This is a genomic window from Flavobacterium sp. DSR3-2 (assembly GCF_049896525.1).
In the GTDB taxonomy this organism is placed as follows: Bacteria; Bacteroidota; Bacteroidia; order Flavobacteriales; family Flavobacteriaceae; genus Flavobacterium.
The window spans coordinates 423,428-439,882 of the sequence record NZ_JAFCUM010000002.1; the positions used below are offsets into that span (position 1 = coordinate 423,428).

Sequence of the window (16,455 nt, forward strand, 5' to 3'; positions counted from 1 at the left end):
CGATAATGAACGATATTTCAAATACCACAATACTTCCCGAAGGACATCCGGTTCAGATTTACTTTCAGGAAAAGGAAATTATTCAGGCACTTTTAGAAGAATTATCAGCTGTAAATCCTGAGGATGATTTGCAGAAATATACTAATATATTCAATCAGCTTCATACCATTGAGAAACGATTTGCCCGTAAAGAAAATCAGCTTTTTCCGTTTTTAGAAAAAAAAGGATGGAACGGTCCTTCTCAGGGAATGTGGTCCTTCCATGATAATTTAAGAGAGCAATTCCGTTTAATTCAATATTATCTTAAAATGAATAATCCAGAGAAAATTAGTATCAATACTCCTTTTCTAGTGAATGGAATCGACCGATTGATGCAAATGGAAGAAGCGGTTTTGTTTCCAAATGCCTTAGAACTCCTTACTGAAGCCGACTGGATTGAAATGCGCAAAGGCGAAGAAGAAATTGGCTGGATGCTGCCAGAAGCTCCTGCACCTTATCCAAAACAAGAATACATTCACCCAAGAGAAGATTTTACCAAAAGAGAAATGTCTTTTTCGCTCGAAAATACGGCTCATTACGATGAAGGATATATGACGGTGGAGCAGGTGAATTTACTTTTTAAAACGATGCCGTTAGATTTGACTTATGTTGATGAAAACGACAAAGTGATTTTCTATAATCGGGGAGAAGAACGCGTATTTCCAAGAAGTGCCGGTATTATTGGTCGTGAAGTCAAGTTTTGCCATCCACCAAAAAGTGTAGGAACCGTTCTTAAAATTCTGGACGAATTTAGAAAAGGAACAAAAAACGAATCCTCATTTTGGATTAATTACAAAGAACGTCTTATTTACATTCGCTATTTCGCGGTCAGGGATGCTGATAAAAACTATAAAGGCGTTATCGAAATGTCACAGGATATTACTAATATCAAGAAAATAGAAGGCGAAAAACGATTGTTAGACTGGGATTAAATTATATTTAAATACAGATTAAAATGAACACACACAAAATTGATTACAAAAACATCTACTACCCTCCAGGAGGTATTTTGATGTGGATTATTATTTTTCTGGAACTTCTTACCTTCGGGATGGCACTTGTGGTATTTGTTTATTATGGAAAAGAGCAACCTGAATTGTTTCATCAGTCACGGCTGCAACTCAACAGTACTTTGGGAGCAATCAATACTATTTTTTTGTTGACAAGTGGTTTTTTTATGGCCAATGCTGTTCATGAGTTTAAAGAGAATAACTTAAAAAAGTCCTCTTTCTATTTTAAATTAACCATGCTTGGCGGATTGTTATTTTTAATAGTAAAAAGCGTTGAGTATTACCATAAAATTGAAGCTGGTATTACTCCGGAAACCAATGTTTTTTTTACTTTTTATTGGTTGTTAACCGCTTTTCATCTTATTCATGTAATTATGGGTTTGGTTATTTTAATCTGGACCAACTACGGAATGATGAAAAAAAAATCGGATACAGGAGTTGAAGACATCGAGGCTTGCGCCGCTTTCTGGCACATGTGCGATTTAATCTGGCTTCTTTTGTTTCCTGTTCTCTACTTAATTTTTTAGAAAATGAAAAAAACACTTTTTATCACGTATGGGTTACTGATCCTATTGACGGCTTCGACCGCTTTGATTTCGAATTCAATGTCTGTTTCTCGACTTACTATTATTTTAATTATAGGCTTATCAGCAGTGAAATTTCTCTTGATTTCTTTCAAATTCATGGAACTTAAAAAGGCAAATGCTTTTTGGAAAGTGAGTTTGATTTCAGTTTTAGGATTAATTGTTTTAGGTATTATTTTGTAGAAAAAAAATCTTAAATAAAAGTTAAATACATGACAAATGTCATAATAAAGGACAAAGTTATCTTTTATTTTTACACTATAAAATCACGCTTAATTTAACACCTAAATTATTATGGAAATTACATTTAATTTCAACAAACAGAGTAAGGTATTGGCCATTGCTTTTTTTGTAGCCCTTGGTCTGTATTCTTGTTCTAAAAATGAGGAAAAAGACTCAAAATATTATGAAAGTATTACGATAGATGGTCAAAAGACAGCAGAACTGACGGCACCTCCTTTTGTTCCTAAACCAGTGGGCGATCGTGCCGCTACGAAATTGGTTGTGAACATGGAAATTAAAGAACAAGAGGGCGAAATGGTAGATGGTGTTAAATATACCTATTGGACGTTTGGAGGATCAGTTCCTGGAAGTTTTATAAGAACTCGAGTTGGTGATGAGGTAGAATTTCATTTGAAAAATCACCCCGATAATAAAATGCCACATAATATAGATTTACATGCGGTAACTGGACCAGGCGGAGGGGCAACTTCTTCATTAGTGGCACCGGGACATGAAAAAGTATTCAATTTCAAAACGTTAAATCCTGGCTTGTATGTCTACCATTGTGCCACAGCTCCTGTTGGAATGCACATTGCAAACGGCATGTATGGTTTGATTTTAGTGGAACCTGAAGGTGGTTTGCCTCCAGTTGACAAAGAATACTACATCATGCAAGGCGATTTTTATACCAAAGGAAATTATGGAGAACAAGGCTCTCAACCATTTGATATGAATAAAGCGATTAAAGAACAACCTGATTACGTAGTGTTTAATGGAAAAGTAGGGGCATTAACAGGAGATAAAGCCTTAACAGCCAAAAAAGGGGAAACAGTACGTATCTATATGGGTAACGGTGGACCTAACTTAGTCTCTTCGTTTCATGCAATTGGTGAAATATTTGACAAAGTTCATGTAGAAGGTGGGGATTTGATTAACAAAAATGTCCAAACAACTTTGATTCCAGCCGGTGGCGCTGCAATAGTTGAATTTAAAGTGGAGGTTCCCGGTACATTTATTCTGGTAGATCACTCTATTTTTAGAGCTTTCAACAAAGGGGCATTAGGAATGTTAAAAGTAGAAGGAGATGATACTAAAAACGTCTACTCCGGAACTACTCAAGAAGGAATTTATTTACCGGAGGGTGGTACGATACAAAATATGCCTAAAGTAAAAGGGGTAACTAAAAGCGTTGCGGTAAAAACTGTAGCTGAACATGTTAAAGCAGGGAAACAACTTTACGGAAGAACCTGTCTCGCCTGTCACCAATCAGAAGGGCAAGGAATTCCTAACGCGTTTCCTCCATTAGCCAAATCAGATTTCTTTAACGCTAATTCTGATAGAGCAATAAATGCTGTCTTGCACGGATTGAGCGGAGAAGTTACTGTAAATGGTAAAAAATTCAATAATGTTATGACCAGTCAAAATTTGACCGACGATGAAGTAGCCAGTGTGTTGACTTATGTCTATGATAGCTGGGGAAATAATAAAACGGTTGTAACGCCGGCAATGGTTAAAAAATTGAGAGGAAAAGTGGCGCCAAAAGTAAAAGATATTCATGAATAAAAATGGGATTTAATCCAAATTGAAATAAGTATTTAATTTAATTATAATAAAATGAAAAAGTATATTTTATGCATCGGAATGATGGGACTGGCGTTACAAGGATACAGTCAAAGCGCTGCAAATGGAAAAGGAATTTATGCGAAAACGTGTATCGCTTGTCACCAAGCTGCCGGGCAAGGAATTCCGGGTGCTTTCCCCCCTTTAGCGAAATCAGATTACTTAAATAAAGATGTGAATCGCGCCATAAAAGGAGTCGTAAAAGGATTAAAGGGACCGATTACTGTAAATGGTAAAAAATTTAATAGTGCCATGCCCGCACAAGCATTAAGCGATCAACAGATAGCAGATGCCATGACGTATGTTTACGCCAGTTGGGGGAATAATAAAACCAAGGTTACACCAGCAATGGTAAAAGCCCAAAGAAAATAATTCGTACAACTTAAAAGAAATTAGCCATGTTAAATATGAAAAAATTTTTGCCACTATTTTTGTTTCTTATTACAGCATCGCTATGGTCTCAAGTTGTTAAAATGGCTTCTATTGAAAGAGGGACTTTTGTCCCTCTTTATGGAGCTACAAGTAAAAAGCCAGTGCAAGTTGAAGCTTTTAGCCTTGACATTTATCCGGTGACCAATGCCCAGTTTTTGGAATTTTTAAAGAAATATCCAGAAAACAGCCGCTCAAGAATGAAAGGTATTTTTGCCGATAAAAGTTATTTGTCGCATTGGGAAAGTGATTTTAATTATGGCTCTGCCAATTTAAGTACTGCTCCGGTAACGAATATTTCTTGGTTTACAGCCAAAAAATATTGTGAGTGTCAAGGAAAACGATTACCGACTATGGATGAATGGGAATATGTTGCCATGGCCGATGAGAAACGAATTGACGCACGTACCAAAGAAAACTTTAATAATTACATTTTGTCTTGGTATGAAAAGCCAAAAACCTATGCAAATCCTGTAGGTCGTACTTTCAAAAATTATTGGGGCGTTTATGATATGCATGGATTAGTTTGGGAGTGGACAGCCGATTTCAACAGTGTTTTTCTTTCTGGGGAATCCAGAAAAGATAAGGATACGGACCGGAGTCTATTTTGCGGAAGCGGTTCTGTCAACGCAACAGATTTAATGAATTATGCTGCTTTTATGCGTTATGCTTTCAGAGGAAGTCTTAAAGCACGATTTACTACTAAAAACCTCGGTTTTCGATGTGCGAAAGATAAAAAGTAGCGCTCAATATCAACTTAAATGACAACAGAAATGAAATCAAATAGTCATAACCCCAGCTTATCAGAACAGGCAAATCTTTCAAAAATGAAAATTAAAAAAAATACTTGTAAAACGCTTTTTTTAGGATTGGTTTTAATTCTTTTATCACTTCAATCCTGTGTAAATAAATCAAAAGTAGAAACAATAGACAAACCTATTTCGGATTTATCCATTTATAATCTTCCTTCAAAATGGACCAATGAAGAAGGTGAAAATCTAGAAATGAAAGATTTGAAAGGAAAAGTGCTGGTTATGGTAATGATTTACACTTCTTGTAAGTCTGCTTGCCCAAGATTAGTGGCTGACATGCGTAACATTGAACAAAGATTGCCGAATAACCTAAAGGATAATGTGACATTGGTTTTAGTGAGTATCGATCCAGCTGTAGATACGCCCAAACGTTTGAAAGCATTTGCCATCGAAAATAAAATGGACGGCCCACAATGGGTTTTCTTACGCTCATCAGAAGAAAACACAAGAGAATTTGCAGCAGTTTTAGCTGTGAATTATAAAAAAATAGCGCCATTGGAATTCTCCCATTCCAATATCATAACTGTATTTAATGCTGACGGCGAATTAGCCTATCAACAAGAAGGTTTAGGTGTCAATTCAGACCAAACCATTCAAAAGATTACTGAGGAAGCTCAAAAAATAAATTAAACATGAAACTATTTAAAATAATTGGTTTGTCATTTTTAGGAATGGTAAGCATGGGAACTTATGCCCAAGAGTTGGATGTAAATCTGCAACTGAGACCCCGTTATGAATACCGAAACGGTTTTAAAAGCATTATGCCAAACGGTGAAAATGCAACGTCATTTGTATCGCAACGTTCCCGATTAAATTTTAATTACAAGCAAGAAAAATTAAAAGCCAAATTGACTTTTCAGAATATTCGTACCTGGGGTGATGTGGCAACAACAACACTGGTTGATAAAAACGGAATTGCTTTATTTGAAGCTTGGGCGCAATATGATTTTGATACCAAATGGGGTGCACGTTTAGGCCGCCAAGTGATTTCGTACGACAATCAGCGTATTTTTGGAGAAATCGATTGGGCGCAGCAAGGACAAAGTCATGATGCTGCTGTAATTACGTTTCATCCTAAGAATCATCAATTGGATTTAGGTTTTGCTTTGAATGCCAATGCAGAAAATTTATTGGAGCCGAAAATCGCTTACACGACGAACTACAAAAACTTGCAATATGCATGGTATCATACCCAGTTCAGTAAATTGAATTTGAGTTTGCTGCTGTTAAATACCGGATATGAATTTGAAAAATCCATTGGCAATTTAGAAACAGATTACAAACAAACTTTTGGTACGTATTTTTCTTTCAAGGAAAAAAAATGGGACACTAATTTTGGTGCTTACGGACAAACCGGGAAAAGCGCCGATAAAAAGGTGAACGCCTGGTATGCAGGAGCGTTCCTTGGTTATGCGGTTACCAATACTTTTAAAGCGGGATTAGGATATGAATATCTTTCCGGTAAAAATCAAAATGATAACAGTTCCGATATAAAATCGTTTAGCCCAATTTTTGGAACCAACCATGGTTTTAATGGCTTCATGGATTATTTTTATGTAGGAAATCATCAAAATAGTGTAGGATTGCAAGATGCGTATTTAAAGTTAAATTATACATCCAATAAATGGCAATTTACCTTGATGCCGCATGTTTTTAATGCGCCGAATACTATTTTGGATGCTTCTAATAATGAAATGGACAGCTATTTAGGAACAGAACTTGATTTTACTGCTAGTTATACCATTCAGAAAGATATTGTAGCTACTGCAGGATACTCTCAAATGTTTGGTTCTGGAACTTTAGAACGATTAAAAAATGTTACTGATGCCGCCAATACTAATAATTGGGCTTGGGTAATGGTCTCATTTAGTCCTAGATTATTTAGTTTAAAATAATGCTGATATCGCGATTAAAACGAGAATTAGTTTTCTCGTTTCGTGTTCTTAGGTATAAGTTTTCATGAATTTTGTTGAATAAAACAACTAAGGATTATAATGTGTATTTCCGCTGGGCAAGCATATAAATAATCAGAGATTTTTAAAAATAAATTCTAAAAATATTCTTTTGTAACTGATGTGTTTAATCGCTGTAGAATTTAAAAAACATATTACTTTTGCACTGTGAAAAAAATCATATTCATAATTGTACTTATGATGCTTGTAAAGCCGATTCTTCCGGTTTTAGAGTATGTTGTCAATTATGAATATATTTCAAAAGTACTTTGTATCAATAGGGATAAACCTAAAATGCAATGTAACGGAAAATGTCATTTGATGAAAGAACTGGCTAAGGCTTCTGATGCTGAAAAACCGCTTTCTTCAGATAAAAAAGGAACTGCTCCAATACTTGATGTACTCATTTTTGAGGAAATCAAATCTTTCGAAATTGTACCTATTTGTTTTGGTACCAAAGAAAAAATAAACCAGTACTATTCTAATTTATACTTTCGCTTGAATATTGCTTCTGTATTTCACCCACCCACTTTCATTTCTTAAATTTTTTAGGCATGTAATGTGCTTTTATTAATCCGTTTTCCGCAACGGATGAGATTCTGCTTACTTTTTTTGGAAATAAACAATCCAAAAATGGGCTGCAAATCAATACCTAATATTTAAAATAAAATCTAAAGAAATGAAATTTCAATTAAAAAATATACTGGCTGTAATGGCTGTAATACTTGCTTTTCCCTCCTGTTCTTCAGACAGCGAAACTCCGGCCGTAAATGAATTGGCAGAACTGACCAAATTCAAAGAAATAGCAAACACAACCCATACTATCGAATTGTACGCTCATACGGGAGCTTTAGAACAAGGTTATAACGAAATCAGTTTAAGAATTAAAGACAAAACAAGTGGCGATTATGTAAAAAATGCGACTGTTAGTTGGATTCCACTGATGCACATGACTATGATGACGCATTCTTGTCCAAAATCGGGAGTTGAAAAAGTAACGGCTGATGGAACTATATACAAAGGAAATATTGTTTTTCAAATGCCTCAAAACGCGACGGAATATTGGGATTTAAAAATTGATTATACGATTAATGGAGCCGCTTATACGGCAACTTCGGTGATTGATGTTCCGGCTTCGGCTAAACAAAGAGTGACTACTTTTACAGGTTCTGATAATGTAAAATATATTGTGGCTTATGCTGAACCCCATCATCCAAAAGTGGCGCTGAATGATATTACCGTTGGTGTTTATAAAATGGAATCGATGATGAGTTTTCCACTAGTTGATAATTTTAAAGTTAAAATTGATCCAAGAATGCCAAGTATGGGAAATCATGGTTCGCCAAACAATGTTGATTTAACACAGTCTACTTTGGACAAATTATATCATGGAAAATTATCATTAACCATGACCGGTTTATGGAAAATCAACTTGCAGCTTTTGAACGCATCTAACGTCGTTTTGAAAGGCGAAAGCATTACGGATTTAGTTCCGGCAAGCAGTATTTACTTTGAGATAGAATTCTAATTCTGTTTTATTTTCTTAACTAAAAAAGGTCAAAAAAATCAAATGTAATTACAGCTATTCTTTTGGCCTTTTTTTAATTTTTCTATGATGAAAAAGAAATTATACGGTTTTGTACTCTTATGTTTCACTTCGATAACTCTCTATGCACAAGACCAAGTTGCAGATACGGTCGTTCCAAAAAAACTAAATGAAGTGATTGTCATTGGAAAAAAAACCCAATTATATCAAAAACAAACCAAACCTCTGGCTACAGTGGAGGAGTATTTGCAGCAGTCCGGAAAAGTTGGAATGATAAAAAGAGGCGGTTATGCATGGGAGCCAATCGTTAACAGTATGGCTACCGAAAGAACGTTGATTACGATAGACGGAATGCGCGTTTTTGGGGCTTGTACGGACAAAATGGACCCGATAACGTCTTATGTTGAGGTTTCCAATTTATCGGAAGCCACAATCACATCGGGACAGCTGGGCGGTTGTCATGGAGCAACCATTGGCGGAGCTATTGATTTAAAAAGAAATCGCAGCGGATTTATGAATTCCGGTTGGGATGTTTCATTGCATTCCGGTTTTGAAAGTAACGGCAATCAAAAAATTATTGGATCGGCAGTCAATTACGCAAACAATCGTTTTTATATTGATACTGATTTCATGTATCGCGATGCCGAAAATTATTCAGCAGGAAACAATCAAGAAGTTTTGTATTCACAGTTTAGAAAATATAATATTTCTGCCACTTCTGGTTTTTCTTTTGATGAAAATAAAATGTTGGAAGCTTCATTAATCTATGATAAAGCAACTGATGTGGGGTATCCGGCACTTCCGATGGATGTTTCTTTGGCGGAAGCTTTAATCACTTCATTGAAATTTGAATATGTACCAAAGTCATCAAAAATTGAAAATTGGGAAACCAAAATTTATTACAACACGATCACACACATAATGGATGACACCAAACGTCCTTTTGTACCTATTCGAATGGATATGCCGGGCTGGAGCAATACATACGGATTCTATTCAAAAGTTAAAGGAGTTTTTAAAAGCCATCATTTTCTGGTCGATTTGAATTCGTTTTACAACCGTTCCGTTGCTGAAATGACGATGTATCCAAGCGATCCAAATGAAAGCCTGATGTTTATGTTTACCTGGCCAGATGTGCGAACACTTTACAATGCGTTGTTTCTGGAAGATAATATCGTTTTGAATAGTCAATCCAGTTTGCGGTTTTCAGCAAGTGTTGCCAATCATTTTAATAAAGTTGCCGATGAGTTAGGACTGGAAAGTTTGCAGATTTTTTATCCAAATATGAAAGACAGCAAAAATAGAATTTTAAAAAGTATTTCGTCAAATTATATGTATGATAAAAATGGGTTTCAGTATGGATTTGGACTTGCTTATGGTGAGCGTGCTCCATCGGTTTCTGAGGGATATGGATTTTACTTGTTCAATAGTTTTGACCGATTCGATTATATTGGAAACCCGGAATTAAGAAATGAAAAATCATCAGAAGCTAATGCTTTTATTGGTTACAAAACCAAAAAAATAAGCACTAAAATCTCGTCTTCTTATTTTCATATCTCAAATTATATAGTTGGTAAACCAGCTGAGAACTTGATTCCGATGACTATTGGCGCAAGCGGAATAAAAATCTATACCGCACTTGATTATGCTACTATTTTTAATACTGATTTGAATATTGAATACCAATTTGACACGAACTTTAAATGGTCAGGGCAATTGGTTTACAGCTACGGACAGGATTATAAAAAAGAGAATTTGCCTTTTATAAGTCCGTTGCGGTATTCATCTTCGTTACATTATAGACTAAATAAATTCTACTCTGAAATCGCGGTTCAGGGAAATGCAGTTCAAACGCAGTACAGTCCTTTTTACGGTGAAGACAGAACGCCGGATTATGCGATTTTAAACATCGCATCGAGTTATTCATTTCAGATTGATAAAAACAAATGGAATGTAAAAGCAGGTGTAGAGAATGTTTTAGATACGTATTATTCCACTTTTTCAGATTGGAACAATATCCCTAGAAAAGGAAGAAATTTCTTTTTGAATATTAGTTTTGGATTTTAATACTATCAGAGTTATAGTTTGGAACAAAGAAGGAGCTTCAATTTGAAGCTCCTTCTTTTATGGTTTTACTCAAATGAAATGTAATTGCCAACTTCAAGATTTATTCTATATTTAATTTTGAATTCTTTTCTTTTTGTTGATTCACTAGATTTAACAATTCTCCTTTTATTTGGAAAGCATACCAGAGCATTTAGATCATTTATATTAGTAAAATTTATTCTATGAGCATAATATTTAAAAGTATTTTCTAATTGGGAGTAAGCTTCTTTTCTGTGATTGGCAAGATTTCCTGCTGCCACTTTGATTTCTACAAAATAGACGCTTTGGTTGTTACATATAACATAATCGCATTGTCCTCCTTTTACCATTTTCATTACACAATCATCATTTTGTATAAAATAAAATTCGGTATTAATTTTGTTCTCGATATGTAAATGGTATTTGTCTCGATCAGAAACAAATACTGCTTTTTCAGCTTCAAAAACAAAAACATGTTTCTCTACAATTGTTGTTAAACAAGCAACTTCAATTTGAGGAAAAGTTTCTAGAAGTTGATTAATCATAAATCTAGCAATTTATCAAATTCATCTGAAAAAGCATCCGAAACGTTATCAATCATATTTTCTTGAATTTGTCCTAACTTATCATTCATTATTTTTTTTGCTTTCCCGTTTTTTAATTCATAAGCAATGAAGTTTTTCGGATCAAGCCAAGATTCTTTTTTGATGATTTTATTAACTTCTGTTGGTTTCGTTTTTCCTTTGTCAAAAGCCAAAAGTAAATTGTTAATGGATGCTAAAACAAAAGGACTATGAGTGGTAAGAATTAAATTTTTTCTATCAAACAAACAGTTTTTGACCAAATATTTAATCAATTCGTGTTGTGCTTTTGGATATAAATTTAGTTCAGGTTCTTCAACTACAAAATTAAAGTTGTATTTTTCTTTTAATGATTTAGAATATTCGACTAATAGTAAAATTGGAATAATTGATTGTAAACCCGAAGCTGATTCTAATAAATCTACTCTTTCAGATTCATTATGATAGATGTATGATGTTTTTCCTTCTCTTTTGTATTTAAAATTTTTATTAATAATATTCAAAGGCAGCTCTTTGATAGTTTGAATGGCTTTTTCATATTCTTGACCAATTTCTAAAAGATGTTTTGGTATTTGAATATTGTTGTTAATTAGACCTAATGCATTTTCAGATATTAAATGAAGAAAGCTTCTTTCTGCCGGAATATATATTGAATCATCTAAATAAATAAAAGGAAATAATTCAATTAATTTTTCATATAAATTGATGTAGTTTTCTAAATTAAGTTCTTTTTCTTGAATTTCAAGAATGCTTTTTATGTCTTCTTGCTGTAAGAAACGTTTACCATTTCTAATGTTTGCGAAAATTATTTCGAATTTAACTTTTTGTTCTTCAGTATTAAAAATTTCGTATATTTTTTCATTGTTTAACAATGAATATACGGATAAATCTAAATAGATACCTGTAGAGATTGATTTTTGCAAATCTTCTGTGTCTTCGGGTTTTTTGACAGCATTATATTCTTTAAAAACATTAAAGTTAATTAAAGGCGAATTTTTTTCACTTTTTCCTTCAGAAAAATTAAAATTAAAAGAAGAAATGTTAGGGTAGGAACTTTTTGGATCAAAAGTCTTATATGATATTATACTTTTTTCTGAGACGTAAGAAAAAATATTGTATTTTTTTAGTTCGTCGTCAAATTTTATTTTATTATTCCTTCTAAACTCTTCATTTTCTAATATAGAAAGTAATTTAGCCAAAGTACTCTTTCCCGAAGCTTGAGCCCCAATAAAAGTGACCATTTCTCTTACTTCGATTTCAATATCTTTTAGAGGGCCAAAATTTTTAACAATAAGTTTTGCTCTTTCCATTTTTCAAAATTAAGGAAAATTTTTATATATAAAAGGAACTCAATTGAGTTCCTTTTATATAGTTATGTTTTGATGATTTGTAAATAACTTACTCTTTCAATCGACAACTCTTTAAATCTCCTTCAACGACCACTTCTGTTAATCCTAAAGAAGATAAGTTTTTCATGGCTTTGTCCCATTTTTTACCACTCAATCCAGAATTAATTTTAAGTAGACCAAATTCCATTTGGTTGTTGTTAGTTTGCAATAACACAACAATCAATTTCTCATCCTCTTCCAATTCAATTTTGACCTGTTTTTTCTCTGGTCGCATTTGTGGAAACAACAATACTTCTTGAATAGAAGCATTATTGGTCAGGAACATCATCAAACGATCCATTCCAATTCCTAATCCGGAAGTTGGCGGCATTCCATATTCTAACGCTCTCAAGAAATCTTCATCGATAATTCCGGTAGCTTCATCATCTCCTTTTTCAGCTAATCTCATCTGCTCTTCAAAACGTTCTCTTTGGTCAATCGGGTCATTCAATTCAGAATAAGCGTTCGCTACTTCTTTACCACAAACCATTAACTCAAAGCGTTCCGTCAATTCTGGATTATCACGGTGTTGTTTGCACAGCGGAGACATTTCTTTTGGATAATCAGTAATAAAAGTTGGTTGAATATAATTTCCTTCGCATTTAGCGCCAAAAATCTCATCAATCAATTTCCCTTTACCCATGGTTGCATCCACAATAATACCCATTCCTGTTGCTGCATCAAATAATTCAACTTCACTTTTTCCTGAAATATCAAAACCAGTAAATTGTTTGATAGAATCAGTCATTGTAACTCTAGCATAAGGCGCTTTGAAGTTCACAGTGTGTTCCCCAAAAGTCGCTTCTGAAGTTCCGTTTACACTGATGGCGCAATGTTCCAACAAGTTTTCAGTGAATTTCATCATCCAGTTGTAGTCTTTGTAAGCTACATATATTTCCATGGCGGTAAACTCTGGGTTATGAGTTCGGTCCATTCCTTCGTTACGGAAGTTTTTCGAAAACTCATACACTCCATCAAAACCACCAACAATCAATCTTTTTAAGTATAATTCATTGGCAATACGCATGTACAAAGGCATGTCAAGCGCGTTGTGGTGCGTGATAAATGGACGCGCCGCAGCACCACCAGGAATTGGTTGTAAAACAGGCGTTTCTACCTCAAGATATCCTTTGTCATTAAAGAAAGAACGCATTGCATTGAACAATTTAGTTCTTTTGATAAACGTTTCCTTCACGTAATCGTTTACGGTTAAATCCACGTAACGACGACGGTATCTTTGTTCCGGATCAGCAAAAGCATCGTACGTTTTCCCATCAGCATCCGTTTTTACCACAGGAAGTGGTTTTAAGGCTTTTGCCAAAACCGTCAATCCATAAACATGAACTGAGATTTCACCAACTTGTGTTTTGAAAACCGTTCCGCGAATCCCAATAAAATCACCAATATCCAAAAGTTTTTTGAAAACTATATTGTACATTGTTTTCTCTTCATCAGTCGAAATGTCATCTCTTGAAACATAGATTTGAATACGTCCTTCAGCATCTTTCAATTCCGCAAATGACGCCTTTCCCATGATACGCTTACCCATCAAACGTCCTGCTAAAACAACTTCCTTACCTTCGTACTTCCCGAAATCGGCTAAGATTTCGCTGGAATAGGCGGTTGTAATGAATTCAGCTGCCGGATAAGGCTCAATGCCTAAATTGCGTAATTCGGTAAGTGCTTCTCTACGTAATATTTCTTGTTCGGATAATGCCATCTTATTCTGATTTTAAGAGCGCAAAGATACTATATAAGTTTTAAAATTTAAAGTTTAAAATGTACCGTTTTTTGAAGCAGAATATTTCGTTTTTTCATGACGATTTGTCCCGCTATTCGCTCTATCTTTTTTTCTTGTTCGAAAAAAACAAGAAAAAAAGGATGCCGCTGTTATCGGGGCTATGCAACGACTTTTATTTTTCAAAAAAACATGAAAAATAGTACAAATCATGTATATTTGAAATCAAATCATTTCGCAAAAATCCAATGAAAAAATACATCACATTATTATTATCAGTATTCTTAACAAGTTGCCAAGTCACAGAAACCATGCATTTAAACCAGGACGGAACTGGGAATATAGAAATTAGCAAACTTCGTGAGGAACAAAGTTACATGCAATTGATGGGAGAGGAATATTCCAAAGAAGAAGTTTTTAAGGATACTACTTATGTTTTTAAGGATTTGATAACTAAACATTCCGAAACGTTTTCCAGATTGCCAGCTTTTGAAAAAGCCATTTTTGAAAAATTTAATACTGTAAAAGTGCATGTCAAGAAAAGTTCTTTTGAGAAAGAATTTCGCACAACAATCACTCAGAATTTTACTAAAATAGAGGAAGTTGCCGATTTACACAAAACTGAAGAATACGCAGATGATATAGAAAATAATTATGCATTGGTTGCCGAGGAGCATTATTACAGTGTGAATTACACTTTTAACGGAAGTGTTTTTAATAGGATAGTCAAAATTACAGATGCAATTGAATTAAAAAAACAGCAAGGCAAGATTGACAGGTATAAAACGCAAGTTTCTAAATTCAAAATTACGCAAGACTATGTTTTAAAATTTTATTTTTCTAAAAAAATAAAATCGGTTTCAAATTCAAAAGCAAATATTAGTGAAGATCGCAAATCCTTGGAACTACAATTTTCTTTAACTGATTGTTTACAAAATCCTGAAATCACTTCGTTAGAGGTGCTTTTAGAGTAATATTAGTACTGTACTTTCTTATAAAAAAGGAACCATTAAAAGATCCCATTTATTTTCACTCATATTTTCGCTTCCTAAAACTATAACACTATATTAACTAATTGATTTACAATAACTTAAAAAAATAACTATATCTTTAAATTTTTATTAAATTCCAAAAATGTATTGAAATAAAAAGGAATAAATACCTTAATCAATAAGTATAACGATTTAAATATAGATAGTATGAAAGCAATTGTTTATTACGGCCCGCTCGATGTAAGGGTCACAGAAATGCCGGATGCCGTAATTGAGCAACCGACGGATGTATTGGTAAAAATAACCGCAACTAATATTTGTGGGTCGGATTTGCACATGTATCAAGGAAGGACCGATATGGAATCCGGAAGGATATTTGGACATGAAAATATGGGTAGAGTTGTGGAAGTGGGCAAAGCCGTAACTCAAATTAAAATTGGGGATATGGTTTGTCTTCCATTTAATATTGGATGCGGTCATTGTCGCAATTGCGAAAGTGGTTTAACAGGTTATTGCCTTACAATGAACCCCGGATTTGCAGGTGCTGCTTATGGTTTTGCCGGAATGGGGCCTTTTAGTGGCGGGCAGGCTGAATATTTGCGCGTTCCTCATGGCGATTTTAATTGTCTCAAATTACCGGAAGACGCTGTTGAAAAAGAAAATGATTATGTAATGTTATCTGATATTTTCCCGACTGGATATCATGCTACTGAATTGGCATGTGTACAACCTGGTGATTCAGTAGTTATCTATGGCGCAGGTCCAGTAGGACTTATGGCGGCACATTCAGCAAGTATAAAAGGCGCTAGCCAAATAATGGTGGTTGATAATCATCCTGACCGGTTGAAGCTTGCCGAGGAACTGGGTGCTATTGCAATTGATTTTTCGAAAGGTTCTGCTGTGGAACAAGTGCTGGAACTAACCAAAGGAATGGGTGCGGATAAAGGTTGCGAATGTGTCGGTTACCAATGTTGTGATAAACATGGTATAGAGCATTCCAATATAACGATGAACGAACTCGTCCAAGCCGTAAAAGCAACAGGTTGTATTGGAGTCGTAGGGGTTTTTGTGCCAAAAGACCCGAAATCTAAAGAAGAGTTACAAAAAGAAGGACACATGGATTTTGACTTTGGTCAGTTTTGGATGAAAGGGCAAAAAATTGCCACGGGACAGGCGAATGTAAAATCGTATAACCGCCAACTTTCTACATTGATTTCTGTGGGTAAAGCAAAACCATCATTAATTGTCTCGCATGAACTTTCATTAGACGAGGCTCCTGATGCATACAAACATTTTGATGCCCGTGATAATGGATGGACAAAAGTGATCCTTAAACCAGAGATGGTTATGGGTAAAAAATTATAAATTATTTAATTGTTTATTATAGTAAGTACAAACTGAAAAGTAAGACCTAACACCTTTTTGCTCGATTCCATGGAGTAATAAATGGATATTAA

Annotated in this window: 15 protein-coding genes and 1 pseudogene; 13 read left to right on the plus strand and 3 right to left on the minus strand. The window is 34.5% G+C overall.

The window, feature by feature from the left end; all coding sequences use genetic code 11:
- The first annotated feature begins 5 nt into the window (after nt 1-5).
- From ACP7AV_RS05395 to ACP7AV_RS05445, 11 genes and pseudogenes are all read left to right on the plus strand, one after another.
- The gene (locus ACP7AV_RS05395; RefSeq protein ID WP_426091065.1) at nt 6-971 is read left to right on the plus strand and encodes a DUF438 domain-containing protein; all 966 of its coding nucleotides are present in this window, start codon (nt 6-8) and stop codon (nt 969-971) included.
- A 23-nt stretch (nt 972-994) separates the two neighbouring features.
- Nucleotides 995-1,576: a cytochrome c oxidase subunit 3 gene (locus ACP7AV_RS05400; protein WP_426091066.1), complete on the plus strand. Its 582-nt coding sequence runs from the start codon at nt 995-997 to the stop codon at nt 1,574-1,576.
- A gap of 3 nt (nt 1,577-1,579) precedes the next feature.
- Nucleotides 1,580-1,816, plus strand: a complete 237-nt coding sequence (locus tag ACP7AV_RS05405; protein WP_426064074.1) for a cytochrome C oxidase subunit IV family protein — start codon at nt 1,580-1,582, stop codon at nt 1,814-1,816.
- Between the two features lie 111 nt (nt 1,817-1,927).
- Nucleotides 1,928-3,418 (plus strand): copper-containing nitrite reductase, encoded by a 1,491-nt coding sequence (nirK, locus tag ACP7AV_RS05410; RefSeq protein ID WP_426091067.1) that lies wholly within the window; start codon nt 1,928-1,930, stop codon nt 3,416-3,418.
- Between the two features lie 117 nt (nt 3,419-3,535).
- Nucleotides 3,536-3,847, plus strand: a pseudogene (locus tag ACP7AV_RS05415) (c-type cytochrome); the annotation flags it as partial.
- 35 nt (nt 3,848-3,882) lie between these two features.
- Nucleotides 3,883-4,647, plus strand: coding sequence for a formylglycine-generating enzyme family protein (locus ACP7AV_RS05420; protein WP_426091068.1), 765 nt, complete (start codon nt 3,883-3,885; stop codon nt 4,645-4,647).
- A gap of 84 nt (nt 4,648-4,731) precedes the next feature.
- A complete protein-coding gene (locus ACP7AV_RS05425; protein WP_426091069.1) occupies nt 4,732-5,346 on the plus strand; it encodes an SCO family protein in 615 nt (204 codons plus the stop codon).
- A gap of 2 nt (nt 5,347-5,348) precedes the next feature.
- Nucleotides 5,349-6,611: an alginate export family protein gene (locus tag ACP7AV_RS05430; RefSeq protein ID WP_426091070.1), complete on the plus strand. Its 1,263-nt coding sequence runs from the start codon at nt 5,349-5,351 to the stop codon at nt 6,609-6,611.
- Nucleotides 6,612-6,866: 255 nt separating this feature from the next.
- A complete protein-coding gene (locus ACP7AV_RS05435) occupies nt 6,867-7,211 on the plus strand; it encodes a hypothetical protein (RefSeq protein WP_426091071.1) in 345 nt (114 codons plus the stop codon).
- 136 nt (nt 7,212-7,347) lie between these two features.
- The gene (locus ACP7AV_RS05440) at nt 7,348-8,196 is read left to right on the plus strand and encodes a hypothetical protein (protein ID WP_426091072.1); all 849 of its coding nucleotides are present in this window, start codon (nt 7,348-7,350) and stop codon (nt 8,194-8,196) included.
- Between the two features lie 87 nt (nt 8,197-8,283).
- Entirely contained in the window at nt 8,284-10,281 is a 1,998-nt protein-coding gene (locus tag ACP7AV_RS05445; RefSeq protein ID WP_426091073.1) for a TonB-dependent receptor, read from the plus strand.
- Nucleotides 10,282-10,346: 65 nt separating this feature from the next.
- Here ACP7AV_RS05445 and ACP7AV_RS05450 read toward each other — a convergent pair whose 3' ends face one another.
- The 3 genes from ACP7AV_RS05450 to lysS form a co-directional block, all read right to left on the minus strand.
- Complete coding sequence (locus ACP7AV_RS05450; RefSeq protein ID WP_426091074.1) at nt 10,347-10,844, minus strand: hypothetical protein; 498 nt, start codon at nt 10,842-10,844, stop codon at nt 10,347-10,349.
- Entirely contained in the window at nt 10,841-12,190 is a 1,350-nt protein-coding gene (locus ACP7AV_RS05455) for an AAA family ATPase (protein WP_426091075.1), read from the minus strand. Before ACP7AV_RS05455 ends, ACP7AV_RS05450 begins: the two co-directional genes overlap by 4 nt.
- Nucleotides 12,191-12,278: 88 nt before the next feature.
- Nucleotides 12,279-13,988 carry a lysine--tRNA ligase gene (gene lysS, locus ACP7AV_RS05460; protein WP_426091076.1) on the minus strand — a complete coding sequence of 570 codons (1,710 nt, stop codon included), beginning with the start codon at nt 13,986-13,988 and terminating at the stop codon, nt 12,279-12,281.
- Between the two features lie 266 nt (nt 13,989-14,254).
- On the opposite strand from lysS, the gene ACP7AV_RS05465 reads away from it, so the two are divergent.
- Nucleotides 14,255-14,980: a hypothetical protein gene (locus tag ACP7AV_RS05465; RefSeq protein ID WP_426091077.1), complete on the plus strand. Its 726-nt coding sequence runs from the start codon at nt 14,255-14,257 to the stop codon at nt 14,978-14,980.
- 225 nt (nt 14,981-15,205) lie between these two features.
- The gene (locus tag ACP7AV_RS05470) at nt 15,206-16,363 is read left to right on the plus strand and encodes a glutathione-independent formaldehyde dehydrogenase (protein ID WP_426091078.1); all 1,158 of its coding nucleotides are present in this window, start codon (nt 15,206-15,208) and stop codon (nt 16,361-16,363) included.
- Nucleotides 16,364-16,455: the final 92 nt, after the last annotated feature.

Bases quoted from the DNA above. Each gene is read 5' to 3' on its own strand.
- ACP7AV_RS05395 (WP_426091065.1), top strand. From the start codon at position 6: ATGAACGATATTTCAAATACCACAATACTTCCCGAAGGACATCCGGTT.
- ACP7AV_RS05400 (WP_426091066.1), top strand. From the start codon at position 995: ATGAACACACACAAAATTGATTACAAAAACATCTACTACCCTCCAGGA.
- ACP7AV_RS05405 (WP_426064074.1), top strand. From the start codon at position 1,580: ATGAAAAAAACACTTTTTATCACGTATGGGTTACTGATCCTATTGACG.
- nirK (WP_426091067.1), top strand. From the start codon at position 1,928: ATGGAAATTACATTTAATTTCAACAAACAGAGTAAGGTATTGGCCATT.
- ACP7AV_RS05420 (WP_426091068.1), top strand. From the start codon at position 3,883: ATGAAAAAATTTTTGCCACTATTTTTGTTTCTTATTACAGCATCGCTA.
- ACP7AV_RS05425 (WP_426091069.1), top strand. From the start codon at position 4,732: ATGAAAATTAAAAAAAATACTTGTAAAACGCTTTTTTTAGGATTGGTT.
- ACP7AV_RS05430 (WP_426091070.1), top strand. From the start codon at position 5,349: ATGAAACTATTTAAAATAATTGGTTTGTCATTTTTAGGAATGGTAAGC.
- ACP7AV_RS05435 (WP_426091071.1), top strand. From the start codon at position 6,867: ATGATGCTTGTAAAGCCGATTCTTCCGGTTTTAGAGTATGTTGTCAAT.
- ACP7AV_RS05440 (WP_426091072.1), top strand. From the start codon at position 7,348: ATGAAATTTCAATTAAAAAATATACTGGCTGTAATGGCTGTAATACTT.
- ACP7AV_RS05445 (WP_426091073.1), top strand. From the start codon at position 8,284: ATGAAAAAGAAATTATACGGTTTTGTACTCTTATGTTTCACTTCGATA.
- ACP7AV_RS05450 (WP_426091074.1), bottom strand. From the start codon at position 10,844: ATGATTAATCAACTTCTAGAAACTTTTCCTCAAATTGAAGTTGCTTGT.
- ACP7AV_RS05455 (WP_426091075.1), bottom strand. From the start codon at position 12,190: ATGGAAAGAGCAAAACTTATTGTTAAAAATTTTGGCCCTCTAAAAGAT.
- lysS (WP_426091076.1), bottom strand. From the start codon at position 13,988: ATGGCATTATCCGAACAAGAAATATTACGTAGAGAAGCACTTACCGAA.
- ACP7AV_RS05465 (WP_426091077.1), top strand. From the start codon at position 14,255: ATGAAAAAATACATCACATTATTATTATCAGTATTCTTAACAAGTTGC.
- ACP7AV_RS05470 (WP_426091078.1), top strand. From the start codon at position 15,206: ATGAAAGCAATTGTTTATTACGGCCCGCTCGATGTAAGGGTCACAGAA.